Source organism: Streptomyces sp. NPDC056224 (assembly GCF_042267665.1).
Classification (GTDB): domain Bacteria; phylum Actinomycetota; class Actinomycetes; order Streptomycetales; family Streptomycetaceae; genus Streptomyces.
In genome coordinates this window covers 217593-233218 of sequence record NZ_JBHJTK010000001.1, presented here as the reverse complement: position 1 = coordinate 233218, position 15626 = coordinate 217593, and the positions used below count along the sequence as shown (strand labels likewise).

Below are 15626 nucleotides of genomic sequence, written 5' to 3'. Positions count from 1 at the left end.
CGGGAGCCGGCCGGGGCCCGGGTCAGGCCCCGGAGGACAGGAACCGCTCCACCCGGGCCGCGAACCACTCCGGGGCGTCCAGCCACGGGAAGTGGCAGACCCGGGGCTGGACGTCGACCGCTCCCCGCGGGAACAGCGAGGCGAGCTCGGCCGCCGACGCCGGAACGGGGTTGCCGTCCAGTTCCGCGAGCAGCGAGTACGGCCCGGCCCTTCCCGCTTGTCCTGCTCGATGCGTGGCGGACAGAAGGGCCGGATGCCGTGTGCGGCTGTCAACGAGCGCGGCCCGGGCTTGGGATGCGTCGCGACAGGTGCCTGTCAGCCGCGCTTGGGGTGGGCGGTGGCGGAGTAGGCGTCGTGCCAGGCTGCCTTGGCGCCGGAGTCGCCGATTCGGTAGACCTGTACCCCCGCACCGACTCCGACGACGAGGGACAGCACCGTAGCGGCGATGCGTAGCGGCGTCCCCACCGTGCTGGTGGATGCCCCCGCCTCGGAGGTGCGGCGGGCGGCGCTGCGGTAGAACCACCACACCGCCGCCGCCACCAGGAAGAGCCCGATGACCCAGGGGAGCAGTTCGTCCCCGAGTTCGGTGTGCTTACGCACCAGCGGATCGCGGTCCACGTGCCGTTCCAGCCACTCGCCGGAGTCGGTCGTCAGCGGCACGCTGATCAGGGACACCAGGGCGAGGGCCGGCAGGGCGAGACCGAAGCGGCGCATGACGGAGGGGAGGGCGGCGCACAGGATCACCGCGAGAGCGGTGAGGGGTACCAGGACCACGACGACGTGCACGAACAGGACGTGCGCGGGAATGCCGTTGATCAGGTCGAGACCCACAGGGGGCTCCTTCGGGGGTGGCGTTCAACTCTGGACAAGGGACGAGCCGGGCTCCTGCGGCGGCTTCGGTGGCAAAGCCGCGGCCTCTATCGGGCGGCGCCCGCTCCTTGCGCGCGGGGATGATCCTGTGTCGCGCCTCATGCCCCATAGCGGCCGAATCCCGGTGTTCGCCATTCCTGGCCGTCGGGCAGGACGGCGAGGGCTTCGTAGCCGTCCAGTGCCTCCAGCCATTCCCGCGCGCCGTCGCCTCGGGCGAAGGCCGCGGTGGCGTAGGTGTCGGTCAGGGTCAGGCGGGGGCCGACGAGAGTGAGGGAGGCGAACGTGGTGGCGGGTGTGCCGGTGTGGGGGTTGAGGATGTGGGCGCCCCGTTCGGCCGTGCCGGAAGTGGCGACGGCCAGGTCATGGTCGGCGGTGACGACGGTGGCGAGTTCGCCCGGGCGCAGGGGGTGAGTTATGCCGATGCGCCACGGGGTGCCGGGGGTTGCTTGGCCGCGCAGCTGGAGGTCGCCGCCGCCGTTCACACAGGTGTGGCGGGCGCCTGCTTCGTACAGGAGTTGGGAGGCGGCTTCGGTGGCCCAGCCTTTGACGAGTCCGGAGGGGTCGATGGTGCCGGCGGGTACGACGCTGAACCATCCGTCACTGACGTGGGCGGCCTGGGCGCAGAGCGACATGACTTCGCGGACTTCGGGTGGGCAGTCCGCCAGATGGATCTCGCCGCGGTCGAGTCGGCTGATGTGGCTGTCGGGCCGGTAGGTGGAGAACACGGCGTCCACGTAGTGGAGTTGTCGCACGGCTGCGGCGAGCGCGTGGTGGATGGCGGGGGTGGGCTCGTCGCGGATGTCGAAGGAGAAGACGGTGCCCATCACGTGCTCGACGTGGCGCAGTCCGGTCGCGGGTTCAGGCATGGGCCTGGTCCAGGGCGCTCTGGAGGGACTGGATGTAGCCCTGGCTGGTGTAGCTGGCGCCGGAGACGGCGTCGATGTGAGCACTTTGGGCGCCGAGCGCTTCCTGGGTGAGGCGGGGCAGGGCGTAAGAAGCGATCCGCTGGTCACGGCCGTTCTGGTCCGGGGCCTGGAGGACCTTGACGGCGGTGATCTTTCCCTTGCTGAGGGTGGCGGCGACCTGCACGGTCCCGTACTGGGTGTCGATGGGATCCCCGGTGAACGTGCCCGTTCCGGTGGAGGCGCCCGGCGAGGTACCTGCTGGAGTATGCGAGGTCGTGGAGGGGCGGGGAACTGCACCGGCGAGGGCGGGGGCCTGGTGGGGTTTGAGAGCGAGCAGGGTGACGGTGAGGGCGCTGATCCCGGTGGTGGCAAGGACGGCTCGGCGCATGACGGTTCTCCTCAGAACGCGAAGGACTCGTGGTGGATGCGCCGGGCGGGGACCCCGGCATCGCGCAGGGCCCCGATCGCGGCCTCGGTCATGCCGGGAGGGCCGCACAGATAGACGTCGTGCGCGGCCAGATCCGGGACCAGGGTGCTCAGGCCCCGGGCGGTAAGGGGTGAGGAGTGTCCGGCCGGTTCGTCGACGACGTAGTGCACGGTGGCTCGTCGGCGGGCGGCGATCTCGTCGAGTTCACCGCGCAGGGCGAGGTCGACGGCCCGGCGGGCACGGTAGACGAGCGTCACCCGTCCCGGAAGCGTCTCGAAGAGTGCACGCAGCGGGGTGATGCCGACCCCGCCGGCCAGAAGCAGGACCTTGGGAGCGGTACGGCGATGCGCGGTGAAGCCGCCGTAGGGGCCCTCGGCCCACACCCGGGTACCGGGCGCCAGGCGGGCGAGAGCCGCGCTGTGCCCACCCGCCGTCTTGACGGTGATGCGCAGGTGGCCGGGGTGGGCGGGGGCCGAGAGGGAGTACGGGTTCGCGGTCCACCACAGTCCGCGGGCCAAAAAACGCCAGCGAAGGAACTGCCCCGGCTCGCCCCCGAGTTCGTCGAGTTGCCGGCCTGTGAGGTGGACGGAGACCACGCCCGGGGCTTCGGGGTGGACCGCGGCCACGCGCAGGCGGTGGCGCAGTCCGCGCCGGACGGGGACGGCGAACCGGTACCAGGCGACCAGGGCCGCGACCCCGAGAAACAGGGTGTACCAGGCTGCTTGGGCGAGGCGGTTGCCGACGAAGTCGGCTCCGTTGGACAGCTGGTGGCCGAAGGTGAGGAAGACCGCCAGATAGGTCGCGAAGTGCAGGTAGTGCCAGGTTTCGTAACTCATCCTGCGGCGCGCCGCGCGGGCCGAGAGCACTCCGGTCAGCAGGAACAGCAGGAAGCCGATGGTGCCCTTGAGGAGGTCGGGGTAGTGCAGGACGAGGGTGGAGGTCTGGCTCACCACGTTCGTGTGGGAGGTCAGCGAATAGCCCCAGATGATCAGCAGGGTGTGGGCGAGGGCGAGGGAGACGGTGCAGCGGCCGCCCAGCGCGTGCCAGCGGGCGAGCCGGTCGGTGCCGATGGTGTGGTCCAGGAGCGGCATCCTGGCCATGAGGGCCAGGAGGACCGCGCAGGCGTATCCGGCCAGGAGGCCGGTGATGCGTCCCGCATCGGTGAGCCAGCCCGACGGGCCCACGACCGAGTTCGTGTCGCTCCACCACAGGACCAGCACCCCGGCGGCACCTGCCCAGATCGCCAGCGGCACCAGGAACGGGACGGCGCTGCGGCGCGGGCGCCGGTGGCGCATTCCGCGGCTCGCATACGTGGTGGTGGTGAACGTGGTGGTCATGGGGCTCCTCCGGATATGGCGCATGCTCCGGCGTTGGGCGGCCAGCCTCACAGCCCAACCTCTGTGTACCTTCTGAAACGGCCCCGCCGGCCCCTCTCGGCTCCGACTCAGAGGAAACTCAGAGACACGCCTCACCCCTGGCGTGGCCTGCGCCGGGGGATGCTGGAGGAATCATGGAAGAGCCGCGTACGACACCGCTTCTGCACCGCGCCGACGGAGAGCCCGTACGGGTCCTCGTCGTCGACGACGAACCCGACGTCACCGATGTCCTGGCCGGAGTCGTGACCGGCGAGGGCTGGCAGGTCCGCATCGCCGCCGACGGTGCGACCGCACTCGCGACGGCCCGTGATTTCCGGCCCGACGCGGTGGTCCTGGACTGGATGCTGCCCGACCTGGACGGGCTCCAGGTCCTGCGGGCCCTCAGACGTGAGATGCCCAAGGTGTGCGTCCTGTTCCTGACCGCCCGCGACGCCGTGGAGGACCGCATCGCCGGGATCACCGCGGGCGGCGACGACTACGTCACCAAGCCCTACAGCCTGGAGGAAGTCCTGGCCCGGCTGCGGGGGCTGCTGCGGCGGGCCGGGATGACCGCGGAGCCGGGCGCGAACCTGCTCACCGTAGGAGACCTCACGATGGACGAGGAGGCCAGAGAGGTCCGGCGAGGCGGGGCCGCGGTCGATCTGTCCCGTACTGAGTTCGAACTCCTGCGGTTCCTGATGCGCAACCCCCGCCGGGTTCTGTCCAAGGTCCAGATCCTCGACCGGGTCTGGGCGTACGACTTCGGCGGCCGCGCCCACGTCGTCGAGCTGTACATCAGCTACCTGCGCAAGAAGATCGACTCCGGACGCACGCCGATGATCCACACCGTGCGCGGCGTCGGCTACGTCCTCAAGCCGGACACCCCGTGAGGCGCCTGCTGCCCCGCACCCTGCGCGGCCAGCTCACCGCCGGACTCGTCACCCTGCTCGCCCTCGCCTGCCTCGCCGTCGGCGTCATGACCGCCCTCGCCCTGCGCGGCTTCCTCATCGGGCGACTCGACGATCAGCTTTCCGCCTCCGGCGGCCGGTTCGCCGCCAGCCTGGAACACGAGGCCAAGCCCGACGCCGACAACCGCCCCGACACCCGGGGCCAGGCCGAATCGACCTTCGGCGCCCGCCTGCTGGATGACACCGTCACCCAGGCCGCCGTCGTCGAGGACGCCACCGACCGCCCCCTCCACCTCATCCCCGAAGACCGCCGCACCCTGGCGGGAATCCCCGTTGACGGAGACGGACACAGCATCCGCCTCTCCGGTCTGGGCAAGTACCGCGTCTCCGCTGTCCGGGGCGACGACCAGGACATCCTCATCACAGGTCTGCCCCTGCACCCGGTGGAAGAGACCGTGCACCGCCTCGAAGCGGTCGAGGCCGCGCTGTTCGGCGCCGCCCTCCTGGCCACTGGCACCGCCGCGGCCCTGTGGGTACGGATCTCCCTGCGCCCCCTCCAACGAGTCACCGCACGGGCCGCGGAGGTCGCCCGGTTGCCGCTGGCCAGTGGCGAGATCGCCATGCCCGGACCGCTCCCCGGCACCGACCCCCGTACCGAGGTCGGCCAGGTCGGCACCGCCTTCAACCACATGCTCGTCCACGTCGAAGGCGCTCTCACCCGACGCCACGCGAGTGAAGAGCGGCTGCGGCACTTCGCTGCCGACGCCAGCCACGAACTACGCACCCCCGTCGCCAACATCCGAGGCCACGCCGAACTCGCCCTGCGCCACCGCGGGACCGTCCCCGCCGAGGTCCGCCACGCCCTGGAACGCATCGGCAGCGAGTCACAGCGCATGACCCGGCTCGTCGACGACCTGCTCCTCCTCGCCCGCCTGGATGCGGGACGCCCCCTCGAACACGAGCCCGTCGACCTGACCCTGCTGATCCTGAACGCGACGGACGACGCCCGCGCCGCCGGCCCCAGCCACCACTGGCTCCTCGACCTCCCCGAAGAACCGGTCACCGTCACCGGCGACGCCCACCGCCTCCAGCAGGCCATCGGCAACCTCCTCGCCAACGCCCGCACCCACACCCCGCCGGGCACCGACGTGACGATCTCCCTCACCACTGGCGAGAGCGGCGTCCAAGTGAACGTGAGTGACAACGGTCCCGGTATCCCCGATGAGCTCCAGCCTGAGGTCTTCGGCCGTTTCGTGCGCGCCGACCGCGCCCGCTCCCGCAGCACCGGGAGCACTGGGCTGGGCCTCGCCATCGTCCACGCCGTCATCACCGCCCACGGCGGAACCGCCACCGTCACCAGCCGTCCCGGACACACCACCTTCCGCCTCGCACTCCCCAACTGAACCGGGCGCCCTGTCGGCACACCTCGGCGGCAGCTTCTGCTCGGGGAAGATGCGCCGGCATCCCTCAAGGGTGGGCGCGTCGATCTGCCGGTCGAGTTTCCGCCCGCCGGTGGAGACCCGGGCGTAGCCGATACGGATCTCCGTCGGGCGGGGCGGAAAGATGCCGAGGAGGTCGTCGTCGGCGCTGTACGGGCGCGGCGGACAGAGGGTCCGGATCCGGTACATGCCGCACGACGACCGCACCATCGAGCTCTACCTGGGCGCCGAGCACCTGTGCACCGCCTAGCCATCGAACGCGCCTGGGCCTACCCCCACCTCGCGGGGCCGTACGCCCTGCGGCGCGCGGCCCCCGCCCGCTTCACCCTCAGCCCGCGCCTGGACCGTCATAGGTGGTGAACGTAGGCATGCGGGCCATCACACCAGACGATCACTCGTTCGAGTCATTGATTACCGGGCGGCGCCCTGGCAATCTACCGAATGATCGGTCGGTTGACTCACGATGAGGTGACGGCATGGCGGGACACGCGGATCTCCACGACGAAGGCGAGCGGCTCAGCGGCGACGAGCTGGCCGCCCTCCAGCTGACGAGGCTGCGCGCGACCCTGCACCGCGTCTACGACCGGGTGCCGTTCTACCGGCAGTCCTTCGACAAGGCCGGCGTGCACCCCGACGACTGCCGCTCCCTCGCCGATCTCGCCCTGTTCCCCTTCACCACCAAGACCGACCTGCGGGACCAGTACCCCTTCGGAATGTTCGCCGTGCCCCGCTCAGAGGTGCGCCGTGTCCACGCCTCCAGCGGCACCACCGGGCGCCCCACGGTCGTCGGGTACACCGACGGGGACCTGTCGGTGTGGGCGGATGTCGTCGCCCGGTCCATACGCGCCGCGGGCGGCAGACCCGGCCAGATCGTCCACATCGCCTACGGCTACGGCCTGTTCACGGGCGGCCTCGGCGCGCACTACGGCGCCGAGCGGCTCGGCTGCACGGTCGTGCCGGCCTCGGGCGGGATGACGGACCGCCAGGTCCGGCTCATCCAGGACTTCAGGCCGGAGGTCATCATGGTGACCCCCTCGTACATGCTGACCCTGCTGGACGAGATGGAGCGCCAGGGCATCGATCCGCGCTCCACCTCGCTCAGGACCGGGGTCTTCGGCGCGGAGCCGTGGACCGAGGAGATGCGCCGGGAGATGGAGGAGCGGCTGGGGATCGACGCGGTGGACATCTACGGCCTGTCCGAGGTGATGGGACCGGGCGTGGCGCAGGAGTTCGCGTCGGGCAAGGACGGGCTCCACATCTGGGAGGACCACTTCTACCCGGAGGTGGTCGATCCGCTGACGGGCGAGGTGCTGCCGGAGGGCGAGCCCGGCGAGCTGGTGTTCACCTCCCTCACCAAGGAGGCCATGCCGGTGATCCGCTACCGCACCCGGGATCTGACGCGGCTTCTGCCCGGCACGGCACGGCCCGCCTTCCGGCGGATGGAGAAGATCACGGGCCGCAGTGACGACATGATCATCCTGCGCGGGGTGAACCTGTATCCGACCCAGATCGAGGAGATCCTCCTGCGGACGGCCGGCCTGGCTCCCCACTTCCAGCTGCGGCTGACGAAGGAGGGCCGGATGGACGCCCTGACGGTGCGGGTGGAGGCGCGCCGGGAGGCGGGCGCCGCCCTGCGCGAGGAAGCGGGTGCCGCCGTGGTGCGGGCCGTGAAGGAGGGGATCGGAGTCTCGGTCCGGGTGGAGGTGGTCGAGCCGGAGACGCTGGAGCGCTCGGTGGGCAAGATCAAGCGGCTGGTGGACCTGCGCGGGGCCGGGCAGGGAGGGGAGGCGCGGCCGGGCGGATGAAACCCGCCACAGCCACCCCTTCGGGCCTATTTCGAGCCGGCTCCGGGGAGCGGGCGGGCCTGCCCGGGTAGTGCATGAGGCGTGACCTCGATCTTCCGGCGGCTCCACGACCGGCTCCAGGGCTCGGCTGTAGGGCTGGCATGGAGCCGCGGCCGGGAGATGGAGCTGATGCACCGGGCGATGGGCTTCGCCGCCCTCGGGTTCCTCACCCTGGTGCCGCTGCTCGTGGTCGTGGCCGCCGCCGCACCCGGCAGCGGCTCCGGTTTCGGCCGCTGGCTCGGCCAGGCCCTCGGGGTGACGGCGTCCTCGCGGGCCCGGGTCGAGATGCTGTTCGGGGCTGCGGATCTGGCGCTGGAGCGGACCACCGCCTTCGGCCTGGCCGCGCTGGCCGTTTTCGGCCTGACGTTCGGCTCCGCCGTGCAGACCGGCTACGAGAAGGTCTGGGACCTGCCGACCGCCCGCTGGCACACCATGTGGCGGCATGTCGTCTGGCTCGCCCTGCTCGTCTGCTACCTCGCCCTGCTCGTCGTCATCCCCTCGCCGTCCGACGACGCCTTCGGCACGGTCCTGGGCACCCTGGGCGACCTCGCCGGCACCTGCCTGTTCTTCATCGGCTCGCAGCGGATGCTGCTCGGCGGCCGGGTCCGCTGGCGCGCCCTGGTGCCGGGGGCGGTGGCCACCAGCATCGGCCTGCTCGGGCTGCGCGTCTTCTCGCAGCTGGTGTTCTCCCCGCTGATCGCCTCGAACGCCGTGACCTACGGCCCCTTCGGCACTCTGCTGGTCGTCCAGTCCTGGCTGGTAGGGGTCGGCTTCGTCGTCTACGGCGGGGCCCTCGTGGGGCGGCTCTTCCACGAGTACCGCACCGTGCGCCGCCTCCGGCGCAGCGGGCACCTCCCCTTCGCCGACCCCCCTTCCGCCCACCCCTCATGACCCCTGAAGGGGCTGACCGGGCAGGGCCGACGGTGCCAGGATGGGCGGGAATCATCGACGAACACCTTCACCCACAGGGGGATTGATGTCTGTTCAGGACCGGGAGACCAAGGCCGAGGGCCGGGTCTGGCTGATCACCGGGGCCTCGTCCGGCTTCGGCCTGACCCTCACCGAGGCCGTGCTCGCGGCCGGGGACACCGTGGTCGCGGCGGTCCGTCGCCCCGACTCCCTCGCCGCGCTGGCCGCCGCTCACCCCGAGCGCCTCGTGCCGATCGCGGTGGACGTGACGGACACGGCGCGCGCGGACGAGGTCGTCGGGGAGGTCGTGAACCGCTTAGGCCGGATCGACGTCCTCGTCAACAACGCCGGCCGGGGTCTGCTCGGCGCCGTCGAGGAGACCTCCGACACCGAGCTCCGCGAGCTGATGGAGCTGCACTTCTTCGGCCCGGCGGCGCTCACACGGGCCGCGCTGCCGCACATGCGGGCCCGGAAGTCGGGCGCCGTGGTGCAGATGAGCAGCATGGGCGGGCGGCTCGCCTTCCCCGGCGTGGGGGCCTACTGTGCGACCAAGTTCGCCCTGGAAGGCCTGACCGAGGCGCTCGCCGCCGAGGTCGCCGCCTTCGGCATCAAGGCGCTGATCGTGGAGCCCGGCTCCTTCCGTACGGGCTTCGCGGGCGGAAACGCGCTGCGGCACACCGCGGTCCTGCCCGCCTACGACGACGTGGTCGGCCCGGTGCGCCAGGGCATGCCGGCCACCGATGGCCACCAGCCCGGCGACCCGGTCAAGGCGGCCGCCGCGATCCTCGCCGCGCTGGACGCCGAGAACACGCCGCTGAGGCTGGTCCTGGGCAACGACGCGGTCGACTTCATCACGGCCCGCACGGAGGCCACCCGCGCGGAGGCCCTCGCCTGGGAGTCGGTCAGCCGGGGCACGGACTTCGACCCCGTGCCGCCTCCGGCGCAGTAAGCCGTAGGGGCGGCGGCCCCGTGCGGGCCGAGGCCGCGCACGGGCTGGCCCCGTACGGGCCGTCACCTCGCAGAGGCGGCCGCCTCGTACAGGCTGGCCTCGCGCAGGCCGTGGCCCCGTGCGGGCGGCGGCCCCGTACGGGCCGTGACCTCGTAGAGGCGGCGCCCTCGTACAGGCTGTGGCCCCGTGCGGGCGGCGGCCTCGTACGGGCCGTCACCTCGTAGGGGCGGCGGCCACGTGCAGGCCGTGACCTCGTACGGGCCGTGACCCCGTGCGGGCGGCGGCCACGTGCAAGCCGTGGCCTTCTTACGGGCGGCGGCCCCGTGCGGGTGGCGGGCCCGGGAACCGGCGCGTCCGGGTTCCGGGGCCGTCACCGCGCACGCCGCGCCTCAGGCAGGCGGCGCGGCGAAGCGGTCGCGGAGTTCGCGCTTGAGGATCTTGCCGCTGGCGTTGCGCGGGAGGGCGTCCACGAACAACACCCGCTTGGGAGCCTTGAAGTGGGCCAGCCGCTCCCTCGCGTACGCCATCAGCTCCGGCTCCGTCACCTCCCCGCGCGGCACCACCACCGCCGTGACCGCCTCGATCCACCGCTCGTCGGGCAGCCCGACCACCGCTGCCTCGGCCACCCCCGGGTGGGTGTAGAGCACGTCCTCGACCTGCCGTGAGGCCACCAGCACACCGCCGGAGTTGATGACGTCCTTCACCCGGTCGACGATCGTGAAGTACCCCTGCGCGTCCCGCACCGCGAGGTCCCCCGAGCGGAACCAGCCGTCCCGGAAGGCCCTCTCCGTCGCCCCGGGGTCGTTCCAGTACCCCAGGCACAGCTGCGGCGACCGGTAGACCACCTCGCCCGCCGTGCCGTCCGGGACGTCCTTGCCGTCCTTGTCGACGACCTTCGCCTCCACGTGCCGCACCGGCCGCCCGCACGAGTCCATCCGTCCCTCGTGTTCCGCCGGCCCCAGCACCGTGGCCAGCGGCCCGATCTCGCTCTGGCCGAAGCAGTTGTAGAAACCGAGGCCCGGCAGCCGTTCCCGCAGCCGCTCCAGTACGGGCACCGGCATGACCGAAGCCCCGTAGTACGCCTTGCGCAGTGCGCCCAGCTCGCGCACCGCGAACTGCGGATGGTTGGCGAGGGCGATCCACACCGTCGGCGGCGCGAACAGACTGTCCGCCCTCCCCGCCTCCACCAGGTCGAAGACCTGCTCCGCGACCGGCGCGTCCAGGATGGTGTTCTCCGCACCCACCGCCAGGTACGGCAACAGGAAGACGTGCATCTGCGCCGAGTGGTAGAGCGGCAGCGAGTGCACCGGCCGGTCGCCCTCGGAGAGGTCGAGCGCCTCGATCGCGCTCTCGTACTCGTGGACGAGGGCCCGGTGCGTCATCATCGCGCCCTTGGGCAGGGCGGTCGTCCCGGAGGTGTAGAGCAGCTGCGCCACGGCGTGCGCGTCCCGGCAGGGCTCGAAGACGGGCGGCCCGGCCGACGCCCTCGCCTCCCCGGCCTCCGTCCCCCGCGTCGTCCGCGTCCCCCGCGTCATCTGCGTCGGCTGCGTCGTCTGCGTCGCCTGCGTGAGTTCCGCCAGGAAGGAGCCGGGCGCGTCGCGCAGCGGCCGTACGGGATACCCGCCGGGGATCCGTCCGGCCAGATCCGGATCGGCGAGGACCAGGGCGCTCGAACAGTCGTCCAGGATGTGGGCGAGGTCCTCCCCGGTGAGGTTCTGGTTGACCGGTACGTGGGTGAGCCCGGCCCGGGCGCAGGCGAGGAAGGCCAGGAGATAGGCGTCGGAGTTGTGGGCGAAGGTGGCGACGCGGTCACCCCGGGCCAGCCCGTACCGCTCCCGCAGGACGGCCGCCCCGGTGGTGACGGCCGCGTCGAGCTCCGCGTACGTCCAGCTCCGCCCGCCGTAGCGGACGGCCACCCGGCCGGGGATCCGCCGCGCGCTGTCGTGTACCAGTCCGTCGACCGTGTTGTGCCGCACTGCCGTCATGGCGTGATCCTCGTCCCCTGCCCGCCCGAGGTCAATGACCGCGATACCAAACGGGATGTTGACAGATCATCGGACTGCCTGCATGAGTGTGGGGGCACGCACGCACCACCTGCCCCAGGGCAAATCCGCCCATCCGCAGGCCACTTGGGAGGTACGTTGCTCCGCACCCGCCCGATACTCCGCCGCGTCGCCCTCACCGGCGCCGCGCTGCTCGCCACGACGGCCGCGATTCCGCAGGCCTCGGCGGCGACCGCCGACCGGATACCGTCCGGCGGCGGTCTGTCCGCCGTCATCCGGTACACGGAGAACGGCATCCCGCACATCCTCGCCCGCGACTACGCGCACCTCGGCTTCGGCACCGGCTGGGCCCAGGCCGCCGACCAGGTCTGCGTCCTCGCCGACGGGTTCGTGACCCTCGCCGGTGAGCGCTCGCGCTGGTTCGGCCCCGACGCCGTGCCCGACGGATCGCTCTCCTCCGCCACCCGCAACCTCTCCAGCGACCTGTACTTCAAGGGCGTACGGGAGTCCGGCACCGTCGAGAGGCTGCTGCAGACGCCCGCCCCGGCCGGCCCGGGCACGGACCTCAAGGAGCTGATGCGCGGCTGGGCCGCCGGCTACAACGCCTGGCTCGCCCAGAACAGGATCACCGACCCCGCCTGCAAGGGCGCGGGCTGGGTCCGCCCGGTGACCGCGACCGACGTGGCGGCCCGCGGCTTCGCGGTCTCGGTCCTCGGCGGCCAGGGCCGCGGCATCGAAGGCATCACGGCCGCCCTGCCGCCGGGCACGGCCGGCGCCCGTACCGCGGCGCCGCAGGATCCCGACCCGGCGGCCGCGGCCGAGGCCGCCAGGGAGTTCTTCGACACCACCCGCTACGACATGGGCTCCAACGCCGTGGCCTTCGCCGGATCCACCACGGCGGGCGGCGGGGGCCTGCTGCTCGGGAACCCGCACTACCCGTGGCAGGGCGGGCGCCGCTTCTGGCAGTCGCAGCAGACCATCCCGGGCGAGCTGAACGTCTCGGGCGGCTCCCTGCTCGGCACCGCCGTGGTCAACATCGGCTTCAACGAGAAGGTGGCCTGGAGCCATACGGTGGCCACGGGCACCCCCGTCAACCTGCACCAGCTCACCCTCGACCCGGCCGACCCGACCTCCTACCTGGTCGACGGGAAGCCGGAGCGGATGACCCCGCGGACCGTCACCGTCCCGGTGGCGGGCGGCGATCCGGTGACCCGCACCCAGTGGTGGACCCGCTACGGGCCGGTGGTTTCGAACCTCGGCCCGAGCCTGCCGCTGCCCTGGACGGCCGCCACCGCGTACGCGCTGAACGATCCCAACGCGGCGAACCTCCGCGGCTCCGACACCGCGCTCGCCATGGGCAAGGCCCGTTCGGTGGCCGGGATCCAGGACGCCCTGAAGCGCACCCAGGGCCTGCCGTGGGTCAACACCGTGGCCGCCGACTCGGCGGGCGGCACCCTCTTCACCCAGTCCCAGGTGCTCCCCCGGATCACCGACGAGCTCGCGGCGCGCTGCTCCACACCGCTGGGCCGTGCCACCTACCCCGCCTCGGGGCTGGCGGTGCTGGACGGTGCGCGCGGCGACTGCGCGCCCGGCTCGGATCCGGACGCGGTGCAGCCCGGGGTGTTCGGACCGGGCAAGGCGCCGACGCTGCAGGGCGCCCCGTACGCCGAGAACTCCAACGACAGCGCCTGGCTGGCCAACGCGGAGCGGCCGCTCACCGGTTACGAGCGGATCTGGGGCAATGTGGCGGCCCCGCGCTCGCTGCGCACCCGTGGCGCGATCGAGGACGTGGCGGCGATGGCGGCGAAGGGCCGGCTGACCGTGGCCGACCTGCAGAAGCAGCAGTTCGCCAACCGGGTGCCGGCCGGTGACCTGGCGGCGGCGGACGCGGCGCGGGCCTGCGCCGCCCTGCCGGGTGGTACGGCGACGGCGGGCAACGGCTCCGCGGTGGACGTCTCGGCGGCCTGCGGGGTGCTGGCGGGCTGGGACCGTACGGCCGACACCGCCAGCCGCGGCGCGCTGTTCTTCGACCGCTTCTGGCGCAAGCTGACGGCGACGACCCCGGCCAAGGACCTGTGGCTGGTGCCGTTCTCCGCGGCCGATCCGGTCCGCACGCCCCGCACGCTCAACCGGGAGGCCCCCGGCATCGGCCGGGCGCTCGCGGACACGGTCCTGGAGCTGAGGGCGGCCGGGATCGCACTGGACGCCCCGCTGGGCGAGCACCAGTTCGTGGTGCGCGGCGGGCAGAGGCTGCCGGTGGGCGGCGGTACGGAGGCGCTCGGCGTCTGGAACAAGATCGAGGCGCCGTGGGCCGCGGCCGCCGGCGGCTACCCGGAGGTCGTCCACGGGTCCAGCCACATCCAGGCGGTCGGCTGGGACGGCGGCCACTGCCCGGTGGCGCGCACGCTGCTGACGTACGGCCAGTCCTCCAACCCACAATCGCCGTACTACGCCGACCAGACCCGGCTGTTCTCGCAGGAGCGCTGGGTGACGTCGAGGTTCTGCGAGCGGGACATCCTCACCTCGCCGCGGCTGAAGGTGGTCCCGGTCCGCGAGCGGCGGTGACCCGCGGCCTCTTCCCGGCCGCCGTCCGCGGTCCTCACGGACTGACGGCCAGGAAGAGGTACGCCGCCAGCACGACGAGGTGCACCCCGCCCTGCAGCAGCGTCGCGCGGCCCGGCGCGAGGGTGAGGACGCTGACCACGACGGTCAGCGCGAGCAGCACCATGTGGATGGGGCCGAGGCCCAGCAGGAGCGGGCCGGAGAGCCAGATCGAGGCCAGGGCGATGGCCGGGATGGTCAGGCCGATGCTCGCGATGGCGGAGCCGTAGGCCAGGTTGAGGCTGGTCTGGACGCGGTCGCGGCGGGCGGCGCGGACGGCCGCCAGGGTCTCGGGCAGCAGGACGAGCAGGGCGATGATCACACCGACGACGGCGTTGGGCAGGCCGGCGGCGACGACGGCCCGCTCGATGGTCGGGGAGACGGCCTTGGCGTCTCCGACCACCGCGATGAGCGCGACCAGCAGCAGGCCGAGGCTGATCATGGCGGCGCGGGCGGTGGGCGGCTCCGCGGGCTCGTCCTGCCCGTCGGCGGGCCGCTCGGTGGCCACGGGCAGGAAGTAGTTGCGGTGGCGGACCGTCTGGACGGCGATGAACAGGCCGTACAGGGCGAGCGAGGCGACGGCGGCGAAGGTCAGCTGCCCGGCGGAGAACTCCGGTCCGGGCTTGCTCGTGGTGAAGGTCGGCAGCACCAGGCTGAGGACGGCGAGGGTGGTGACGGTGGCGAGGGCCGCGCCGGAGCCCTCGGCGTTGAAGACGGCGATGCGGTTGCGCAGGGCGCCGACGAGCAGGGACAAGCCGACGATGCCGTTGCAGGTGATCATGACGGCGGCGAAGACCGTGTCGCGGGCGAGCGAGGCGGCCTTGTCGCCGCCGTCCGCCATCAGGGTGACGATCAGGGCGACCTCGATGATGGTGACCGCGACGGCGAGGACCAGTGAGCCGAACGGTTCGCCGACCCGGTGGGCGACGACCTCGGCATGGTGGACGGCCGCCAGCACCGCACCCGCGAGGCAGAGCGCGACGAGCGCCACCGCCAGTGGGGGCAGCTCGCGCCCCCAGCTGAAGAAGAGCGCGACGAGCGCCACCCCGGGGACGATGAGGGTCCAGTCGGTCAGGAGTGATCTGCGGGTTGCCGTACTCATATCGGCCAAGTTGCCAGAATTGTCCCGCCGGTGCGGCGCAAGGCGCGCCTCCGGGTGCCTCACATGGTGTTTCTCACGCGGTCTCCGGGCGTGGCGGGCGCGAGGTCCGCCGGGAACACGGCGGCGCGTCTCACGATGGGGCACGACCTCAGCGGACGCGGCGTCGGAGTGGACCGGGGACGGCCTGACCCGTCTGCACCGCAGCGTGCTCCGGGGCCTGCCGCGCTACGTCTCCACGGCGCCGGGGGCCGGGCGTGCGGACGCGGGGCGGCTCGTGCGCGGGGTGCTGCCGCGTACACGGCGAGCCCGACCGG

The 15626-nt window shown here is 72.5% G+C and carries 13 protein-coding genes; 7 read left to right on the top strand and 6 right to left on the bottom strand.

Features of this window, described 5'->3' with window-relative positions; genetic code table 11:
- Positions 1-315 precede the first annotated feature (315 nt).
- The 4 genes from ACFCZ1_RS01070 to ACFCZ1_RS01055 form a co-directional block, all read right to left on the bottom strand.
- A complete protein-coding gene (locus ACFCZ1_RS01070) occupies positions 316-831 on the bottom strand; it encodes a DUF2231 domain-containing protein (protein ID WP_376676198.1) in 516 nt (171 codons plus the stop codon).
- A gap of 137 nt (positions 832-968) precedes the next feature.
- On the bottom strand, positions 969-1736 hold the full coding sequence (locus tag ACFCZ1_RS01065) for an FAD:protein FMN transferase (RefSeq protein ID WP_376676197.1): 768 nt from the start codon (positions 1734-1736) through the stop codon (positions 969-971).
- Entirely contained in the window at positions 1729-2163 is a 435-nt protein-coding gene (locus ACFCZ1_RS01060) for an FMN-binding protein (protein ID WP_376676196.1), read from the bottom strand. Before ACFCZ1_RS01060 ends, ACFCZ1_RS01065 begins: the two co-directional genes overlap by 8 nt.
- Positions 2164-2174: 11 nt before the next feature.
- Positions 2175-3539, bottom strand: a complete 1365-nt coding sequence (locus tag ACFCZ1_RS01055; RefSeq protein WP_376676195.1) for a ferric reductase-like transmembrane domain-containing protein — start codon at positions 3537-3539, stop codon at positions 2175-2177.
- A gap of 173 nt (positions 3540-3712) precedes the next feature.
- Between ACFCZ1_RS01055 and ACFCZ1_RS01050 the strand changes: the two genes are divergently transcribed.
- From ACFCZ1_RS01050 to ACFCZ1_RS01025, 6 genes are all read left to right on the top strand, one after another.
- A complete protein-coding gene (locus ACFCZ1_RS01050) occupies positions 3713-4447 on the top strand; it encodes a response regulator transcription factor (RefSeq protein WP_376676194.1) in 735 nt (244 codons plus the stop codon).
- Positions 4444-5868: an ATP-binding protein gene (locus tag ACFCZ1_RS01045; RefSeq protein ID WP_376676193.1), complete on the top strand. Its 1425-nt coding sequence runs from the start codon at positions 4444-4446 to the stop codon at positions 5866-5868. The genes ACFCZ1_RS01050 and ACFCZ1_RS01045 overlap by 4 nt, the downstream gene beginning before the upstream one ends.
- A gap of 160 nt (positions 5869-6028) precedes the next feature.
- Positions 6029-6154, top strand: a complete 126-nt coding sequence (locus ACFCZ1_RS01040) for a Mu transposase C-terminal domain-containing protein (protein WP_376676192.1) — start codon at positions 6029-6031, stop codon at positions 6152-6154.
- Positions 6155-6380: 226 nt separating this feature from the next.
- Complete coding sequence (gene paaK / locus ACFCZ1_RS01035) at positions 6381-7709, top strand: phenylacetate--CoA ligase PaaK (protein WP_376676191.1); 1329 nt, start codon at positions 6381-6383, stop codon at positions 7707-7709.
- Positions 7710-7790: 81 nt separating this feature from the next.
- On the top strand, positions 7791-8639 hold the full coding sequence (locus ACFCZ1_RS01030; protein WP_376676190.1) for a YhjD/YihY/BrkB family envelope integrity protein: 849 nt from the start codon (positions 7791-7793) through the stop codon (positions 8637-8639).
- An 85-nt stretch (positions 8640-8724) separates the two neighbouring features.
- Positions 8725-9606: an oxidoreductase gene (locus ACFCZ1_RS01025; protein ID WP_376676189.1), complete on the top strand. Its 882-nt coding sequence runs from the start codon at positions 8725-8727 to the stop codon at positions 9604-9606.
- Between the two features lie 389 nt (positions 9607-9995).
- Here ACFCZ1_RS01025 and ACFCZ1_RS01020 read toward each other — a convergent pair whose 3' ends face one another.
- Positions 9996-11591, bottom strand: coding sequence for a fatty acyl-CoA synthetase (locus ACFCZ1_RS01020; RefSeq protein ID WP_376676188.1), 1596 nt, complete (start codon positions 11589-11591; stop codon positions 9996-9998).
- A gap of 156 nt (positions 11592-11747) precedes the next feature.
- Here ACFCZ1_RS01020 and ACFCZ1_RS01015 point away from each other — a divergent pair, with 156 nt between their 5' ends.
- Entirely contained in the window at positions 11748-14174 is a 2427-nt protein-coding gene (locus ACFCZ1_RS01015) for a penicillin acylase family protein (RefSeq protein ID WP_376676187.1), read from the top strand.
- Positions 14175-14208: 34 nt separating this feature from the next.
- On the opposite strand, the gene ACFCZ1_RS01010 is transcribed toward ACFCZ1_RS01015, so the two are convergent.
- Positions 14209-15312, bottom strand: coding sequence for a calcium:proton antiporter (locus tag ACFCZ1_RS01010; RefSeq protein ID WP_376676186.1), 1104 nt, complete (start codon positions 15310-15312; stop codon positions 14209-14211).
- Positions 15313-15626: the final 314 nt, after the last annotated feature.

Coding starts and splice junctions, on each gene's coding strand:
- ACFCZ1_RS01010 (WP_376676186.1), bottom strand. CDS start 15,312: ATGAGTACGGCAACCCGCAGATCACTCCTGACCGACTGGACCCTCATC.
- paaK (WP_376676191.1), top strand. CDS start 6,381: ATGGCGGGACACGCGGATCTCCACGACGAAGGCGAGCGGCTCAGCGGC.
- ACFCZ1_RS01025 (WP_376676189.1), top strand. CDS start 8,725: ATGTCTGTTCAGGACCGGGAGACCAAGGCCGAGGGCCGGGTCTGGCTG.
- ACFCZ1_RS01020 (WP_376676188.1), bottom strand. CDS start 11,591: ATGACGGCAGTGCGGCACAACACGGTCGACGGACTGGTACACGACAGC.
- ACFCZ1_RS01065 (WP_376676197.1), bottom strand. CDS start 1,736: ATGCCTGAACCCGCGACCGGACTGCGCCACGTCGAGCACGTGATGGGC.
- ACFCZ1_RS01040 (WP_376676192.1), top strand. CDS start 6,029: ATGCCGAGGAGGTCGTCGTCGGCGCTGTACGGGCGCGGCGGACAGAGG.
- ACFCZ1_RS01055 (WP_376676195.1), bottom strand. CDS start 3,539: ATGACCACCACGTTCACCACCACCACGTATGCGAGCCGCGGAATGCGC.
- ACFCZ1_RS01060 (WP_376676196.1), bottom strand. CDS start 2,163: ATGCGCCGAGCCGTCCTTGCCACCACCGGGATCAGCGCCCTCACCGTC.
- ACFCZ1_RS01050 (WP_376676194.1), top strand. CDS start 3,713: ATGGAAGAGCCGCGTACGACACCGCTTCTGCACCGCGCCGACGGAGAG.